General features: G+C 68.9%; 9 protein-coding genes and 1 tRNA gene. 6 read left to right on the top strand and 4 right to left on the bottom strand.

The features are described 5' to 3' along the window. Positions 1-14: 14 nt before the first annotated feature. From phoU to OV427_RS39000, 5 genes are all read left to right on the top strand, one after another. The gene (gene phoU, locus OV427_RS39020; RefSeq protein ID WP_267861313.1) at positions 15-701 is read left to right on the top strand and encodes a phosphate signaling complex protein PhoU; all 687 of its coding nucleotides are present in this window, start codon (positions 15-17) and stop codon (positions 699-701) included. Positions 702-837: 136 nt separating this feature from the next. Then, positions 838-2,058 (top strand): glycosyltransferase, encoded by a 1,221-nt coding sequence (locus tag OV427_RS39015; protein ID WP_267861312.1) that lies wholly within the window; start codon positions 838-840, stop codon positions 2,056-2,058. A gap of 81 nt (positions 2,059-2,139) precedes the next feature. Then, positions 2,140-2,973 (top strand): metallophosphoesterase family protein, encoded by an 834-nt coding sequence (locus OV427_RS39010; RefSeq protein WP_267861311.1) that lies wholly within the window; start codon positions 2,140-2,142, stop codon positions 2,971-2,973. A 97-nt stretch (positions 2,974-3,070) separates the two neighbouring features. Next, on the top strand, positions 3,071-3,451 hold the full coding sequence (locus OV427_RS39005; RefSeq protein WP_267861310.1) for a response regulator: 381 nt from the start codon (positions 3,071-3,073) through the stop codon (positions 3,449-3,451). 78 nt (positions 3,452-3,529) lie between these two features. Beyond that, positions 3,530-4,810 (top strand): hemolysin family protein, encoded by a 1,281-nt coding sequence (locus OV427_RS39000; protein ID WP_267863541.1) that lies wholly within the window; start codon positions 3,530-3,532, stop codon positions 4,808-4,810. 81 nt (positions 4,811-4,891) lie between these two features. Here OV427_RS39000 and OV427_RS38995 read toward each other — a convergent pair whose 3' ends face one another. The 4 genes from OV427_RS38995 to OV427_RS38980 all read right to left on the bottom strand — a co-directional run bounded on the left by OV427_RS38995 (position 4,892) and on the right by OV427_RS38980 (position 14,405). Next, positions 4,892-6,373 carry a fibronectin type III domain-containing protein gene (locus OV427_RS38995; protein WP_267861309.1) on the bottom strand — a complete coding sequence of 494 codons (1,482 nt, stop codon included), beginning with the start codon at positions 6,371-6,373 and terminating at the stop codon, positions 4,892-4,894. 242 nt (positions 6,374-6,615) lie between these two features. Then, a tRNA-Arg gene (locus OV427_RS38990) sits at positions 6,616-6,689 on the bottom strand. Positions 6,690-6,803: 114 nt separating this feature from the next. After that, positions 6,804-12,536: an adventurous gliding motility protein AgmC gene (gene agmC, locus OV427_RS38985; RefSeq protein WP_267861308.1), complete on the bottom strand. Its 5,733-nt coding sequence runs from the start codon at positions 12,534-12,536 to the stop codon at positions 6,804-6,806. 30 nt (positions 12,537-12,566) lie between these two features. Continuing rightward, entirely contained in the window at positions 12,567-14,405 is a 1,839-nt protein-coding gene (locus OV427_RS38980) for an OmpA family protein (RefSeq protein WP_267861307.1), read from the bottom strand. 245 nt (positions 14,406-14,650) lie between these two features. On the opposite strand from OV427_RS38980, the gene OV427_RS38975 reads away from it, so the two are divergent. Further along, the gene (locus OV427_RS38975) at positions 14,651-16,915 is read left to right on the top strand and encodes a type VI secretion system Vgr family protein (protein ID WP_267861306.1); all 2,265 of its coding nucleotides are present in this window, start codon (positions 14,651-14,653) and stop codon (positions 16,913-16,915) included. The last annotated feature ends 91 nt before the right edge of the window (positions 16,916-17,006 follow it).

The following is a 17,006-nucleotide window of genomic DNA, read 5'->3' as shown; positions in this document are numbered from 1 at the left end:
AAGGGACACGGGAGATGGCGGCGACCCATACGGACAAGGCCTTCGAGCAGGACCTGAGGGACCTGCGGGAGAAGCTCCTCGCGATGGGGGCCAAGGTGGAGAACCTCATCGCGCAGAGCATGAAGGCCCTCACCGAGCGCGACAGCGCGCTCGCGGAGAAGGTCGTCGCGGCGGACAAGGACGTCAACCGCCTGGAGGTGGAGATCGACGAGCTGTGCCGTCGCATCCTCGCCCTGCGCCAGCCGGCCGCGAGCGATTTGCGCCTCATCACCACCGCGCTGAAGATCGTGACGGACCTCGAGCGCATCGGTGACCTGGCCGTCAACATCGCCGAGCGCTCCATGGACCTGAATCAGGTCCCCCCGCTCGCGCCCTACGTGGACACGCCCCGGCTGGCGGAGCTGGCCCAGCAGCAGGTGAAGCGGTCCCTGGACGCCTTCGTCTCCGGTGACGTGACGAAGGCGGAGGAGGTGCTCCAGGGTGATGACCTGCTCGACGCCCTCTTCCTGAAGATCTTCAACGAGCTCCTCGCGTACATGATGGAGGACTCGAAGAACATCCGCCGGGCCACCGCGCTGATGTTCATCGCCAAGCACCTGGAGCGCATCGGCGACCACGCGATGAACGTGGCGGAGATGGTGGTCTACATGGTGCGCGGCAAGGACATCCGCCACCCGCGCAGCCGCAACCTCACCGACTAGCCAGACGGCTTCACCGGGGCGTCACACCGAATTGCCCCGGGCGCCGCGAGTGCTCCGCGGGCCTGACGCGAGCCACCTCTAGCGTGCCACCCAGGTCGCGCAATGCCTGCGCGCCGACTCTGGGGACTGCCCGCGAATGCTGCCCGCCTCCGGCCTCCTGCTGCTCGCCGCCCTCTTCGGCCTCACCGCCCTCTTCATCCAGTACCTCTTCGTGCTCCGGCACCGGCGCGACGCGCCCCGCGTCCTCCCCGCGGGCGCGCCCCGGCCCGGCCTCTCCATCCTCAAGCCGCTATGCGGCGTGGACGATGACCTGGAGGCGAACCTGGAGCAGTTCGCCCGGCTCGACTACGCGGGCGACTACGAGGTGGTGCTGGGCGTGAAGGACACCCGGGACGCGGCCTTCGCGGTGGCGCGGGCGGCGGTGGCGCGGTGGCCGGACCGCATGCGCCTGGAGTTGCAGGAGGGCGAGCCGGGGCTGAACCCGAAGGTGAACCAGCTCATCACCCTGGCGGACCGGGCGCGCCACGACGTGCTGGTCATCAGCGACAGCAACACGCGCGTGGCGCCGGGTTACCTGGAGGAACTGGCCGCGGCCTTCGCGGACCCGCGGGTGGGCTGCGTGACGCACCCGGTGGCGGGGCTGGGAGAGAAGAGCTTCGGCTCGCTGCTGGACAACCTCTACCTGGCTTCCAGCGCGGCGGCGGGGATGATTGCCGCCAAGCGCTGCGCGGACCAGGACATCGTCGTGGGCAAGTCCATGGCGCTGCGCCGCGCGGACGTGGACGCGCTGGGCGGCTTCTTCTCCGTGAAGGACGTGCTGGCGGAGGACTTCGTCATCGGCCAGTGGGTGACGCGCAAGCTTGGCAAGCGCGTGGTGGTGGCGCGCACGCCGGTGTTCAACGTGTCGCTGCGCAAGAGCGTGAAGGCCTTCTTCCAGCGCTACCTGCGCTGGAGCGTCATCCACCGCACGGCGGTGTCTCCGGCCACGTACCTGGCCCAGTCGCTCCTGAACCCGGCGCCGCTGGCCGTGCTGGGCGCGCTGCTCGCACCCTCCCCCACGACGGGCATGGTGGCCATGGCGGTGGTACTGGGCAAGGTGGCGGTGGACCTGGCCACGTGCCGCGCGCTGCGCGCCGAAGCGCTTCCCTGGGACGCGGTGCCGGGGGTGCTCGTGAAGGACGCGCTGCTCTTCGCGGCCTGGTGGCACGGCGTCTTCTTTCGCACGGTGGACTGGCGCGGCACGAAGCTGCGCGTGGCGCCGGGCACCCGGCTGGTGCCGGCGCGTGCCCCCGCCTCTGTTCCCGAGCACACGCTTCACGCGCGTGAGGAGTTGCTGGTGGGCGAAGTCGTGAGCTGACGCACGACTGTCGCAAAGCACTTGCTAGCCATTCACCAGAAGGCCCTGATGCCGCCGCGAGGAATGCCTATCTACAAGGGCATGCCTGTCCGAACGCTGGCACATCTGTCCGATCTCCACCTGGACCTGACCCCCGAGAGCGATGCGGCGGGCCGCGCGCTGATGGGAGCGCTCCAGGCCAGCGCCGTGGACCACGTGGTGGTGACGGGGGACCTGACGCACCAGGGCATGAGCGCGGAGTATCAGCGCTTCCGCGAGCTCTTCGCGCCGCTGCTGGACGAAGGCCGGCTCACCTTCATCCCCGGCAACCATGACCGCCCCGGCGACGACGCGGGAAGTCAGTGGATGGCGGGCCAGAAGGTGCGCGTGGTGGAGCAGCCGGGGCTGTACTTCGTCTGCGTGGACTCCACCGGCCCTCACAACCGCAACTACTTCGCGAGCCACGGAGAGCTGTCCCGTGCCGAACTGGACGCGGTGGACACTGCCCTGGCCGCGGCGCCGCGCGGGACACTGACGGCGGTGCTGGTGCACCACCACATCCTGCCGCTGCCCGAGGAGAGCTTCCCGGAGCGACTGGCCACGATGCTGGGCTGGCCCCACGCGGCGGAATTGCCCGTGGGCGCGGAGTGGGTGTCGCGGCTGCAGGGGCGGTGTGACCTGGTGCTGCACGGCCACCGGCACATCCCCGGCGAGCGGATGCTGGAGTCGGAAGCGGCGCGACCACTGCGCATCTACAACGCGGGCAGCTCCGCGGACCTGGGGCGCTTCCGCGTGTTCCAGCACCAGGCCGGCCGGCTGCTCGGCGAGCCGGCGTGGTGCCGGGCCACGATGTCGGAGCGCCCCCGCACCGCGAGCCACAACGTGCGCCCCGCATTGCAGTACCTCGTCGGACAGCTCGGCATCGCGTTGTTCTAGCGCCCGCCCGCCCGCTCTCCCGGCAGGCGCCATTTCAGCGCCTGGTGTGAATGATGGACGCGTTCAGCGGCGTTCATCTCCTGTCGGGGGAGGATGATTGGCGCGACTCGCAACGGATGATGGCGCACGGAAGGTCCTGGTCGTCGATGACGACGCGGACTGGCGGGAGTTTCTCCGGCTCAGTCTGGAGGACCTTGGCTATGAGACTTTCGAAGCCGCGGATGGACAGGAAGCGCTGGACACGCTGAGGCGGGGTGACCGCTACGGGGTGATGCTGCTGGACCTCAACATGCCCGGCCTGAGCGGGCTGGAGGTCGTGGAGCGGCTGCCGCGCGGCCCCCATCCCCGCATCGTGTTCCTCACCTCGGCGGCGGCGCAGGACGTGGGCAGCGCCCTGCTGTCCGGTCCGCACTACTACCTGCCCAAGGGCGCGAGCCGGGATCAACTGTCGCTCCTCTTGCAGTCACTTGGTGAGTGAGCGGCCAGCCCGCGACGGTTAGGGTAGAGGGCCCCTGAGAGGAGGGCCGTCATCGTCACCGAGCTCGTCATCATCCTGCTGCTGGTCCTGGGCAATGGCATCTTCGCCGGAGCCGAGCTGGCGGTGCTCTCCATGCGGCGCACGCGGCTGCGGGAGCTGATGGACGAGGGCAGCGGCTCGGCGAAGGCGGTGGAGAAGCTCCGGGGAGACCCCGAGCGCTTCCTGGCCACGGTGCAGATCGGCATCACCGTCATCGGCGCCACCGCGGCGGCCTTCGGCGGCGCGAGCATGGCCACCCGGCTGGGCGGCGTGCTGGCGCGACTGGGACTGCCGGAGCAGCAGGCGGACGACGTGGCCCTGGCGGCGGTGGTGGCCTTCGTCTCGTACCTCTCACTGGTGCTGGGCGAGCTGGTGCCCAAGTCGCTCGCCCTGCGCGCGGGTGAGCGCTATGCGCTGCTCATCGGCCGGCCGCTGCATGGGCTGTCGTGGCTGATGCGACCGGTGGTGTGGTTCCTCACGGCCAGCTCCAACGTGGTGCTGCGGCTCTTCGGAGACCGGACGAACTTCACGGAAGGCCGGCTGTCGGCGGAGGAGCTGCAGCAACTGGTGGAGGAGGCCGCGAAGCAGGGCACCCTGGACCCGCACGCGGGCGAGATTGCGTCGCGAGCCTTCGAGATGGGCGACCTGACGCTGGGCGAGCTGATGGTGCCGCGCGAGCACATCGTCGCGCTGCGGCGGCACTCGAGCGCGGAGGAGATCCGCCAGGTGCTGCTGGAGCACGGCCACTCGCGCATGCCGGTGTACGAAGGCTCGGTGGACAACATCGTCGGCTACGTCATCGCCAAGGACCTGCTCGGCGTGGCGTGGGAGGGCAACCTCATCGTCCTGGAGGACGTGATGCGGCAGCCCTTCTTCCTCGTGGAGTCCATGCGCGCCATGGACGCGCTGAAGGAGCTGCAGAAGCGGCGCATGCAGCTGGCGGTGGTGGTGGACGAGCGCGGCGGCGTGGCGGGACTGGTGACGGTGGAGGACCTCGTGGAGGAGCTCGTCGGGGACATCCTCAGCGAGTCAGAGACGCCCGAGGAGCTGGTGACGCGCGAGGGCCCGACCACGGCGCTGGTGCAGGCCTCGGCGGCGCTGCGCGACGTCAACCGCGCGCTGGGGCTGGAGCTGGATGAGGACCAGGACTACTCGACGGTGGCGGGGCTGTGCATTGCACTCGCGGGCGGCGCCATCCCGGAGCCGGGGACGCGGCTGAAGGCCGAGGGCGGCCTGGTGGTCGAGGTGCTGGAGTCCTCGCCTCGGCGCGTGCGCACCGTGCGCTTCCACCTGCCGCAGCAACCGCAAGCGGAGGCGTAGGCCTGGAAATGAAGGAGGGCCGGAGGCCCGTGGAGGCTTCCGACCCTCAGTCACTCCTCGGGGTGAGGAGCAGACTCGCGCCTACGGTGCGGTCGGAGTCGCCGTAGCCGTCGCGGCGTCTCCATATCCGGCATTGTTCGACGCCCGGACGGAGAACGTATAGAGCGTGCCGTTCGTCAACCCCGTGATGTCGTAGCTCCCGCCGGTCGGGGCCCACTGGAAGGTGCGGCGCTGCCCACCAGGCTCGCTGATGACCTCGTAATGGTTGATGAGCGACCCTCCGTCGAATGGCGCGTCCCAGCTCAGGCTGACCAAGCCATCCCCGGGCACCGCGCTGAGCGCGACAGGGACGGAAGGACGCGTGTACGGGGTCGCCTGGATGCTCACGGAGCTTCCTTCCCCGCCCTGGCTCAGTGCCGACACACTGTAGCTGTAGGTCGTGCCATTGCGCAGCCCGGTCACCAGGAAGCTCAGGTCAGGCGTGGACCATTCAAGGAACTCGCCTTCGGCCGTGAGCGTGGTCACCCGGTACCTCTCCACCGGGCATCCTCCCTGATCCGTGGGAGGCAGCCAGCGGAGTGTCACCTGCCCATCGCCCTCGTCCGCCACGGGACTGCGGGGCCTGCCCGCCGCCGCACACGGTTTGACCGGAGTGGGCTCGGATGCAACCCCCACCCCGAGGTCATTCCTTGCCACGACGATGAAATGGTAGGTCGTGCCATTGGTGAGCTCGGACACTTCCAGCTGCGTGTCCGTGGTTTCAATGGTCCGCAACACCGTGTCGCCGTCCCTGACAGTCACGGTATAGCCGAGCACCGGCCTTCCGCCGTCGTCCGCCACCGTCCAGCTCAGGTACACCCGCTCGGTGTTGAACCGCGCTGTGAGGGTCGGCGCTCCCGGCACGGACACGGGCGTGACGGCCACGGGACCGGAAGACGGGCCGCCGACGACCGAGTTGTTGGCCGTCACGGTGACCTGATAGCTCCTGCCATTGATGAGGCCGGTGATGGTGGCGGTCCGACCGGATGCCTGCTGCGTGACAACCACCGTCTCGCCCTCACGCACCGTGACGATGTAGCCGGTGATGGGCATGCCGGTGTCCGCCGGCTCCTCCCACGTCACCGTGGTCTGCTTGTCGCCAGGGGTTGCCACGACGTTGCGTGGCGCGCCCGGGATGACCCGGGGCACCACCGCCGCCGAGGCCACCGACACCGGGCCCTCACCGACCGAGTTGGTGGCAGCCACGGTGAACGTATAGCGCACGCCATTGGTCAATCCCGAGACGGTGACGGACGGCGTCGCGCTCCGCTGGGTCTTCGCGATGGAGCCGTCCTGCATGGCTCGAACGACGTAGTCCTGGATGGCGCTCCCACCGTCATTCGTCGGCGCAGTCCAGGTCACCAGTGCATGCCCGTCACCTGGAACCCCCGTGACGGCGGATGGCGCGCCCGGTGCCTGGGCGGTGGGCTTCTGCGGCGTGTCCGATCCGTCACCGCCACCACAAGCGAGTGCTCCGAGAATGGCCAGCAGCCCCAATGCACACGTTACGGCACGGCTCTTCATGAACGCTCACTCCCCGCCGGGAATAAGGACGTCGCACGGCGGAGAGCCGCGAATACTGGAGGAACCGGGAATCCACAAGGGGGCGACAGTGCAGGCGTGGCGCCGCGCGGAGCCTGGGCAGGAGCCCATCCCGAGGCTGGGGCCTGTCCGCATGAGCCCTCCACGTGCGAGTGGGAGACCATGAAAGACGAAGGGCCCGGAACCGGAAGGAGTTCTCCCTCGGTTCCGGGCCCTTGTCTCTGCGCGGGATACAGGATTCGAACCTGTGGCCTTTGGCTCCGGAGGCCAACGCTCTATCCAGCTGAGCTAATCCCGCAGACGACCCTGAACAGCGGGCGACAAGTAGCCGAACTTCCCCGCCGACGCAAGCATGCAATCCCACAACGACTGGAAGGCGGCATCCCTTCCCCTACACCCAGAGGATGCCGCCCTACCGCGAGGACTGCCGCCGACGGCGGGCCCCCCACAGGCAGAGCCCGATGAGCCCCAGCGTGGCCAGCGACGAGCCGCCACCGCCTCCCAGGGAACAGCTCAGGCCACCACCGCGCGAGTCGATCTCCACCGAGGGGATGACCTGGAAGCGCCGCAGCGCGGTGCGCCCGCTCTCGTTCCGGGCCTGGTCCACGGCGTAGGCGCTGACTGAGTGCTCCCCGTTGGGAATCTCTTCGGGCAGCGTGAAGCGCCACTGTCCCGCCTCGTCCACGCTCACCCGCCCCCGCTCGGTCCCATCCACGAAGATGACCACTTCGCTGGCACCGCCCTCGGCACTGCCTCGGAACTGCGGCGTCCGCGTCTCCACCAGGCTGTTCTCTCCCGGGAAGTCCACCGTGGGCAGCGCGGGAGCGGTGTCATCCACCGTCCAGGAGTAGGTCTCGGGGCTCTCGTCCTGGTTGCCCACCTGGTCAACGGCTCGCACCATCAGGGTATGGGGGCCCTCATCCAGCCGCTCGGTGACGAAGGTGCTGTCGCAGGCGAGGAAGTCGGACGCATCGACCTTGCACTCGAAACCCACCCCCGACTCCTCCGAAGCAAACGTGAACCGTGAGTTCTCCGAGCGATCGAACAACTCGGGCCTCGTGAGGATGTTCGTACCGGGACGCGTGGCATCGACCAACCAGCCATGGATGGCGGGCGTCGGGTCGGCATTCCCCGCCTTGTCCACCGCACGCACCTGGAGCAGGTACTGGCCGTCCTGGGTGGCGGAGACCAGATGCGGGCTGGTGCATCTCGCGAAGGGACCATCCACGCCAAGACGGCACTCGAAGCCATCGGGGTTCACTTCCGCCTGCACTTCGAAGGTGAAGGAGACGCTCCGCTCGCGCCCTCGCTCCGCGGGAGCGTCCACGATGCGGGTGCCAGGTGGGGTGACATCGACTGTGAGGTTCCGCGGGACAGAGTTCTCCAGCAGCCCCACGTTGGTCGCTCGGTCGGTCAGCGTGGTTCGGAGGGTGTACTGCTGCTCCGCCACCAGCACGTCGCGCACCTCCCACGTGAGCAGCGGCGTGGTCTCGACCCGCCCGACGACCTGGGTTCCAAGGTAGACGGTGACGAAGCCCTGCTCCAGGGCCGTGCCCCGGATGGTCAGGGTCGTCGTGTTGACGAACTCCTGCGCCGGCTCGCTCACGAGCGGGGACTCCGTGGGCGCCTCGGTATCCACCACCCAGGTATAGAAGGCCCCCGAGGGGTCGCGCTCATCGATCTCGGGGTCGGTATCCACCGCGTACACGTTGAGCGTGTGTGGCCCCTCCCCCACGGGGGGGAACGTGTGCTCGATGACCCGCGTCGTGGGGGTGATGGTCCCACAGGCCACCTCCGCCGCGTCGTCGAGCTTGCACCGGAACGTCACATTCCCCCGGTTCGAGGTGAAGGCGAATTCCGGAACGTTGTCGTTGGTGAGCACGGCGGGCCGGCCGTTGATCTGGGTTGTCACGTCATCGGACTCGACGCGCCAGGCATGGGTCGCCGGCGTGGGGTCCACGTTGCCAGCGGTGTCCACAGCCCGGATGAGCATCTTGTGCAACCCATCCGCGACGCGTCGCTCGTGGTAGTTCGAGGTACAGGGAGGATCGGGCACTTCAGCGGTGGGCAGATCGCCCGGAACGTCGAGCTCACACAGCTGGAAATCCTCACCGTCGACGCTGCACTCGAAGCGGGCGAGATCTACGTCCCCGGAGGTGTAGATGAACTTCGCGTCGAGCAGACTCGTCAGCTCGTCCGGAATGCACCGCGCATGGAACGCGGTGTCCGGCGGCGTGACATCCACCGTCCAGACGTGGCTGGCCGGAGATGCATCCGAGTTGCCCGCCCGATCGACGGCCCTCACCTCCAGGGTGTACGACGTCCCATCCGACAGGTCGCTGAGGACATGGGTTGCGGGGCAGGTGGCCCAGGCCCCGACGTTCGCTCCCGTGGTCACCCGGCACTCGAAGCGGGCGACATCGTTGGCGAGGCTCGTGAAGCCGAAGGCTGCCGTGAGGGAGCTGTTCCGGCTCTGGGGGGGAACGGGCGAGGTCGCTCGAATCCCGGTATCAGGCGCCACGGTGTCGAACGTCCAGGTGTGGCTGGCGGGGCTCTCGTCCACGTTGCCCGCCGTGTCCCGTGCCCGCACCAGCAGCGTGTAGTCGCCATCCGTCGGGGTGCTGGGCGTGTGCGAGCTGGGGCACACGGTGAAGGCCGACCCGTTCAGGCTGCACTGGTACTCGGCCAGGTCCGCTGGCGCGGGGCCGAAGGTGAACGTGATGGGCTGCGATGTCGCCGTCGGCGGCGTGCCCGTGATTCCCGTCTGCGGCCTCGTCAGGTCCACCACCCAGGAGAAGGTGGTGGGCAACGCCGTCTCGTTGCCGGCCTTGTCCACCGCCACCACGGCCAGCGTGTAGCTGCTCTCCGTCAGGCCGGTGAAGAACTTGGAGGCCGCGCAGGGGGCCCAGCCGCCAGCGACGCCTCCCGTGGTCAGCTGGCACTTGAAGCCCACCACGTCCTGCGCGAGGGAGTTGAAGTCGAAGCCCGCGCTGGTGGCGTTGGTGGGGCTCGTCACATGCGCCTGGATGGTGACCGGCGGAGGGGTCGTGTCGAACGTCCAGGTGTGGCTGGCGGGGCTCTCGTCCACGTTGCCCGCCGTGTCCCGTGCCCGCACCAGCAGCGTGTAGTCGCCATCCGTCGGGGTGCTGGGCGTGTGCGAGCTGGGGCACATGGTGAAGGCCGACCCGTTCAGGCTGCACTGGTACTGGTCCAGGTCCGCTGGCGCGGGGCCGAAGGTGAACGTGATGGGCTGCGACGTCGCCGTCGGCGGCGTGCCCGTGATTCCCGTCTGCGGCCTCGTCAGGTCCACCACCCAGGAGAAGGTGGTGGGCAACGCCGTCTCGTTGCCGGCCTTGTCCACCGCCACCACGGCCAGCGTGTAGCTGCTCTCCGTCAGGCCGGTGAAGAACTTGGAGGCCGCGCAGGGGGCCCAGCCGCCAGCGACGCCTCCCGTGGTCAGCTGGCACTTGAAGCCCACCACGTCCTGCGCGAGGGAGTTGAAGTCGAAGCCCGCGCTGGTGGCGTTGGTGGGGCTCGTCACATGCGCCTGGATGGTGACCGGCGGAGGGGTCGTGTCGAACGTCCAGGTGTGGCTGGCGGGGCTCTCGTCCACGTTGCCCGCCGTGTCCCGTGCCCGCACCAGCAGCGTGTAGTCGCCATCCGTCGGGGTGCTGGGCGTGTGCGAGCTGGGGCACATGGTGAAGGCCGACCCGTTCAGGCTGCACTGGTACTGGTCCAGGTCCGTCGGCGCGGGGCCGAAGACGAACGTGATGGGCTGCGACGTCGCCGTCGGCGGCGTGCCCGTGATTCCCGTCTGCGGCCTCGTCAGGTCTACCTCCCAGGAGCGACTGGCCGCTGTCGCCGTCTCGTTGCCAGCCTTGTCCACCGCCACCACGGCCAGCGTGTAGCTGTTCTCCGTCAGGCCGGTGAGGACGTGGGTCTCCAGACAGGGGGCGTAGTTCCCGACAGTTCCGCCGGTGGTCAGCCGGCACTTGTAATGGTCGACGTCGTTGGCAAGGCTGGTGAAGCGGAATGCCGCGGTGGTGGCATTGATGCGAGGCGGAGGGGGCGTGGGCGCGCTCGTGGCAATCGCCACGTCCGGCAGCGTCCGCTCCACCTCCCAGGTAAGAATGGCGGGCGTGGGGTCCACGTTGCCCGCAGTGTCCCGCGCGCGGGCCTTGAGCGTGTACGTGCCGGTGCTGGCGGTGGGAAAGCTGAGGCTGCCCGGACAGGGCCCGTAGCTGTCCGCGCCATTGTTGAAGTTGACGCTGCACTCCAGCGTGCACCGGCTATTCGTGTTGCAGTTCAGCCGGTCGGACTCGAGCCCCTCGACCGCGAAGCTCACGTTGGTGGCATTGGTGGGGGAGCTCACGTTGGTCGTCAGGTTCGTATCCGGTGGGAGCGTATCGACCCGGATCGTGAGGGCATTTCCCAGTGGCCCCTGAAGGCCCTGGATCTCCGCCGCGGCCTTGAGGATGGTGGTCCCCTCCGCCAGAGGCACGTCTACGGAGTACTGCCCGTTGGAGCCAGTCACGGTACGGGCCACTGGCCGGCTTGACGAGGTCAGCGAGCCCGCGGTGTCCACGGGGTAGATCAGCACCCCCACGCTCACGGGCCCCGTCCCCGTCAGGGTGGGCGTCGCGTCATTCGTCGGGGTGGAGCCGCTGAGCGAAGGCGCGGTGATGACGGTCTGCATACCGTCGGCGATGAAGGTCACGGCCCCCGTGTAGGGATACGCATTGACCAGGGTCGACGCTGGCGTTGCGTCCCGCGTCACCGAGGGGGCCGCGGTCAGTCCCGCAGCGCCCGCGGACACGGAGATGGAGCACGTGGAGCCCTGCGTCGCCTGGAGCAGCACCCGGCCGCCACCGCCACCGCCGCCGGGGCCCGGAGCTCGCGTGCCGCTGGGATTGTCGACCGTGCTGACCGAGCCGCCACCGCCACCGTTCGCCTGGAGCCCCACATCGGCGCACTTTTGCGTCAACCGCATGGAGATGGTCCCACCCGCGCCGCCGCCGCCGCCGCCGTCGGGGCCACCGTTGGCTCCAGGCAAACCCAACGCGGAGATCTTCCCCGAACCTGTCACCTCCTTCGCACGGAAGAAGATGATGCCGCCGCCCTTCCCTCCGTGGGATTGGCCCGAGGTGTTGTCCGTTCCCTGACCACTGCCGCCGCCGCCGCCCATCGTGAGGTGGTCCAGCGCGGAGTAGGTCAGTGAGGCACCGCCGAGACCGCCCACCTCCCGGTTACCGTCCACCGACCTGCCACCGTTACCGCCCTGTCCACCGTTGCCACCACCGCCGCCGCCCGAGCGCGCACAAACCCCACCACCTCCACCATTGGTGAAGTTCAACCGCCCACGCGCGTCATTGGTATACCGGGTGGGCTCCAGCCCCTCGCCCTTCTCGCCCAGCAGCCCCCCCGCGGAGCTGCCCTGGGTGTCGTCCTCGTCTTCCGCCGTACAGCCAATGGTGGCCGCACCGGTGTAGCGGTCGAACGAGCCACCGCGAAAGCCGGCGCCATCCACGCTGATCTTCCCGGTTCCCTGGAGGTCCACGAGGTCGGAGGCCAGGAACGCCACCACTCCACCGTTCACCCCGTTCCAGGCAAGCGCCTCGATGGCGGCGCCGGTGGCGACCTCGACGTCCTCGTACTCTGGCAGCGAGATGACCTGCGTCTTGCCAGCCACGTAGGTGTACTTGAGCGGCGCGGTCAGCTCCAGCAGCCCGCCTGTAGGGGTGTAGGAGTGGATCTCCGCCAACTCCCAGCGGCCCACCGGGTTGTTGTCGAGGTTGATTGCGTCCTGCGCCTCCAGAACGGGAGGCACGGTGATGGGGTCGATGCCCGTCGGCTGAAGGAGTAGCACCAGCCGGACCGCGCCGAAGTCGGCGGCCACATTCCCCACCCGCTTGTTCGGGGCCGTGGTCGCGAGCGTCAGTACCGGACGCCCATTCGCGGGGGAGGAGATGTTCGTGACCAGGGCGTAGGTGTTGACCTGCACCGTGGTGGGCTCGCCGGTCGCCGACGGGACCAACAGGTCCGTATTCCCCACCCCCAGGAAGAACGTATCCGGGCCGGCCACCGCAACGATGGCGCCGAGCAGCATCGCGCCAGCAAGCCCTGTCTTGAGCCACTTGTTGTTCATCGCGAATCTCTTTCGTGGAGGGCGCATGGCTCAGGGACGGGGGGGGGCCGTCTTCTCCTTTTCCGGGGCCACCAGCAGGAACTCCACGCGGCGGTTGTTCTCGCGGCCGATGGAGGTCGCATTGCTGTCGATGGGGCGGTCCTGCCCGTACCCCATCGCCTGCAACCGCGCGGGGTCCACGCCCTTGCTGATGAGGTACTGCCGCACCGCCTCCGCGCGCGCCTGCGACAGCCGGCGGTTGACGTCCGGGAAGCCGCGGTCGTCGGTGTGCGCGCCCACGACGACGCTGGGAATCTCCGAGTGCTCCTTGATGACGCGAGCCACCCAGTCCAGCACCTCGAACGAGCGGCTCTGGAGCCGCGCCTGCGAGGACTCGAAGAAGACCTTCCCGATGAGCACCAGGCGGTCCGGCTTGAGCTCCACCAGGGGCAGCACTTGTAGCGGACAGCCCATATTCTTCGCGTCACCCGCGTCGTTCACGCAGCTGTCCGCGCGGTTGGGGATGCCGTCCTTGTCCGTGTCCGACTCCGGGCACCCGTTGCGCTCGACCGGACCGGCGTCGCTCGGGCACTCGTCCTTGTCGTTGTCGATGCCGTCCTTGTCCGTGTCGCGCACCGGGCAGCCCCGGTTGTCCGCCGGCCCCGGGTCCGTGGGGCAGCTGTCGAGCTCGTCGGGCAGGTCGTCCTTGTCCTGGTCCGGAATGGAGCAGCCCTGCCGCGCGGCCGGCCCGGGGTCCATGGGGCAGCCGTCCAGCATGTCCTCGATGCCGTCACCGTCGGTGTCCTGCGCCGAGCAGCCGTTGCGCGCGACGTCGCCCGCGACGAGGGGGCACTTGTCGTTCGCGTTGCGGACCCCGTCGTGGTCCTCGTCGAGGTCCGGGCACTCCTGGATCTTCGCTTCGGGTGCCAGGCCCATCTCGCAGCGGACAGAGGACTCGCCCGGCCCGCGCGGCGGCGTCACCTGCCCGAAGGCGCCGCCGAACATCAACCGGAACAGGGGCGTGCCCGGCGCCGCGCCAATGCCCATGCCCGCCAGCGCGAAGAGCTCCAGCGAGGAGCTGACCAGGTAGCGTCCTCCTGGCAGCAGCTCCACGGAGCTCGGCTGGTCCGTCAGAGGCACCATGCCCCGCACGTTGAGCTCCCAGCGCAGCCGCCGGCCCGTCGTGGCCAGCGCCAACCCGATGCGAAGCTCCTCGCCCACCTCGTCCTCGAGGTCTCCCTGCTTCTGCGTGAGCAGGAGCTTGGGGCGCTTCGTGTACCCCACCTCCGCGCCCGCGCGGATGCGGCCGAAGTGGCGGCCCACCATCACCTTCGGCGCCAGTCGCAGGCCATCTCCATCCCGAGCGAATGCGTCCTTGCTGCCCACGGGGAGCCCCACGCCCAGCTCCGCCGCCAGGTCCACCCCGCCCTGCTCGTCCTGGGTGAGCAGCCCGAAGCGGGCGCTGAACACGGGCGTCGCCAGCGCCTGGCCCGCGGGCGCGGCGATGTTCTTCGCCTGCAGCAGCTCCGTGTCCCCGCCCTGGAAGGCCACGAGCGGCACCTGCAGCCCCACCTGCAGCCAGGTCAGCGGCGCATACGCCGCGGCCAGGTGCGCGGTGGCGCGCTTGCCCACGACGGACAGCTCCTTTCCGGTGTCCACGAAGAGCAGCGGGTTGTGCGCGTACTGCGCGAGCAACGTCGCCCGGAACTGGCCCGCGGGCAGCAACTCGCCCAGGCCCACCAGGAGCGAGCCCTCCGCCCCGGGATTCAACTCCAGTCGCTCCAGGTCGAAGCCTCGCTGAAGCGGCGACGCTTCCTGGGACACAGCGACCGTGGACGTCAGCGCCAGTGCCAGCGCGAGCCCTCGGTGCAGGAGCTGTCTTCTTCTCATGGTTCTCCCGGGTGGAAGCCGTCTGGGTACCCCGGAGCTACCCACCGTTTCAAGCCGGCCCCCCTTTTCCACTCTACACCGAAACCCTCCCCACGCCGGATGGCCCCCTTCGAAATCGCCTGCTAGCGCTTCCGCTCAAATGAAAATTTCGTGTCAGGGATCTTTGCTACGCCAATTCATGGCATGCTGTTGCACCACTCACGGGCCTCGCCATCCTCGCGAGGCCTTGCGCTGGGGGACTGAAGATGATCGCGAACGCCGCCTTGCTCGCCAATCAGGCCGAGTTCGAGTTCCAGGCAGGTCCCTTCACCTCCGGTGAGCTGGCGGTGCTCGGCTTCGAGGCCGAGGAGACGCTGTCGCAGCCCTACGCGGTGGAAGTCGCGCTGGCGGCGAAGCCGGACGTGGAGGTGGAGGAGAAGTCCCTGCTCGGCAAGGACGCGCGCCTCACCATCATGCTGGGTGACGGCACCGCGCGCTTCTTCCACGGCATCGTCTCGCGCATGTCCCGCTGGGACGAGGGCAGCGGCCCCGAGCGCCGCCGCTACCGCGCTACCGTGGTGCCCCGCCTGTGGACGCTCCGCCACCGCCGCAAGAGCCGCATCTTCCAGGAGATGACCGTCCCGCAAATCGTCCACAAGGTCCTGGACGAGGCGAAGGTGGAGCACCGGCTCGCGCTCAACGGCGACTACCCCAAGCGCGACTACTGCGTGCAGTACCGCGAGTCGGACCTGGACTTCGTGGCCCGCCTCCTCGAGGAGGAGGGCATCTTCTACTTCTTCGAGCACGGCGAAGAGGCCCACATGATGGTGCTGGGTGACGGCGACTCCGCCAACCCCGCCATGCAGGGCGATGCGAAGCTCGTCTACCGCGAGCGCAGCCACATGGTGGCCGACGCGGAATACGTGCACGAACTGGTGGCGCGCACCGAGGTGCAGCCCGGCGCCGTGGCGCTGCGCGACTACAACTTCCTGCGCCCCGCCCAGGACCTGGGTGCGTCCTCGGAGGCCGAGGGCGGCGAGACGGCGCTCGAAATCTACGACTACCCCGGCCGCTACGAGGAGCCGGGCCCCGGCAAGAGCCTCGCGAAGGTGCGCCTGGAGGAGTTGCGCGCGCGGGCGGAGACGGTGACGGGCGCCAGCTACAGCCGCCGCATTTGCGTGGGCCACTCCTTCGAGCTGGCCGAGCACCCTGACGACGCCCTCAACCGCAAGTACCTGCCGGTGTCGGTGCGGCACGTGGGACACCAGTCCGAGGCGCTCAGCATCGAGCAGGGCTCGCTGCGCAGCCGCGAGGGCTACCGCAACGAGTTCCTCTGCCAGCCGGCCGAGGTGCCCTTCCGCCCGGCCCGCGTGACGCCGCGCCCGGTGATTCCCGGCGCGCAGACGGCCATGGTGGTGGGCCCCGCGGGCGAGGAAATCCACACCGACGAGCACGGCCGCATCAAGGTCCAGTTCCACTGGGACCGCGAGGGCAAGCAGAACGACAAGAGCTCCTGCTGGATTCGCGTCAGCCAGGCCTGGGCCGGCCCGGGCTGGGGCGCGCTGTACCTGCCGCGCATCGGCCATGAAGTCGTGGTGGAGTTCCTCGAGGGCGACCCGGACCGGCCCATCGTCACCGGCAGCGTCTACAACGGGCAGAACCCCACGCCCGTCGATCTGCCCGGCAGCAAGACGCAGAGCACCCTGCGCTCCAGCTCCAGCCCCGGCGGGGACGGCTCCAACGAGCTGCGCTTCGAGGACGCCGCCGGCTCCGAGCTCGTCTATGTGCACGCACAGAAGGACTTCAACATCGTCGTCGAGAACGACAAGACGCAGGAGGTCCGCGGCAACGAGACGCTCCTCGTCAAGAAGGACCGCACGCGCACCATCGAGGGCAACCAGGCCCTCACGGTGAAGAAGAACGACGACAGCACCATCTCCGGCAACCAGACACTCGATGTCACCGGCAACCGCTCCACCACGGTGAGCGGCAACCACACCGAGGCGGTGGCCGGGGACCAGTCCATCAGCGTCAGCGGCAACCAGTCCCTCAGCGTGGCCATGGCCTCCGCCGAGTCGGTGGGCCTGGGGAAGATGCTCAACGTCGGCGGCGCGCTCGCCATCACCGTGGGCGCGGCCTTCAACGAGCTGGTGGGCGGGCTGAAGTCGGAGCAGGTCGGCGGCGCCAAGGTGGAGGTGGTGGGCGCCAAGAAGTCGGAGACGGTGAAGGGCTCGCGTACCATGCAGGTGGGCGGAGACCTCTCCGAAGAGATTGGCAAGTCCCGCACCCTCAAGGTGGAGAAGGACCTCCAGCTCAGCGTGGGCGGCAAGCTGAACCACGCCGCCAAGGACGCCTACACCCTGTCCGCCAAGGAAATCTCCCTGGTGGCCCAGGAGCAGTTCACCCTCAAGGTCGGCTCCGCCACCCTGCAGGTCAAGAAGAACGGCGACGTCGTCATCAAGGGCGCCAAGATCGAGGTCACCGCCAGCGGTGACGTCGTCATCAAGGGCTCCAAGATTTCGGAAAACTAGAAGCAACCGGGCAGGCGTAGGGGGTGGTGGCTTGAAACCACTCCGTCCTGTCTGGCAGTTTACGCTTTGCACGTAACCGCTCGGCGTTACG

This window comes from Pyxidicoccus sp. MSG2 (genome assembly GCF_026626705.1).
Classification (GTDB): Bacteria; Myxococcota; Myxococcia; order Myxococcales; family Myxococcaceae; genus Myxococcus.
The sequence above is the reverse complement of the archived record's forward strand: the minus strand, read 5'-3'. Positions and strand labels throughout refer to the sequence as shown.

Bases quoted from the DNA above. Each gene is read 5' to 3' on its own strand.
- phoU (WP_267861313.1), top strand. From the start codon at position 15: ATGGCGGCGACCCATACGGACAAGGCCTTCGAGCAGGACCTGAGGGAC.
- OV427_RS39015 (WP_267861312.1), top strand. From the start codon at position 838: ATGCTGCCCGCCTCCGGCCTCCTGCTGCTCGCCGCCCTCTTCGGCCTC.
- OV427_RS39010 (WP_267861311.1), top strand. From the start codon at position 2,140: ATGCCTGTCCGAACGCTGGCACATCTGTCCGATCTCCACCTGGACCTG.
- OV427_RS38995 (WP_267861309.1), bottom strand. From the start codon at position 6,373: ATGAAGAGCCGTGCCGTAACGTGTGCATTGGGGCTGCTGGCCATTCTC.
- agmC (WP_267861308.1), bottom strand. From the start codon at position 12,536: ATGAACAACAAGTGGCTCAAGACAGGGCTTGCTGGCGCGATGCTGCTC.
- OV427_RS38980 (WP_267861307.1), bottom strand. From the start codon at position 14,405: ATGAGAAGAAGACAGCTCCTGCACCGAGGGCTCGCGCTGGCACTGGCG.
- OV427_RS38975 (WP_267861306.1), top strand. From the start codon at position 14,651: ATGATCGCGAACGCCGCCTTGCTCGCCAATCAGGCCGAGTTCGAGTTC.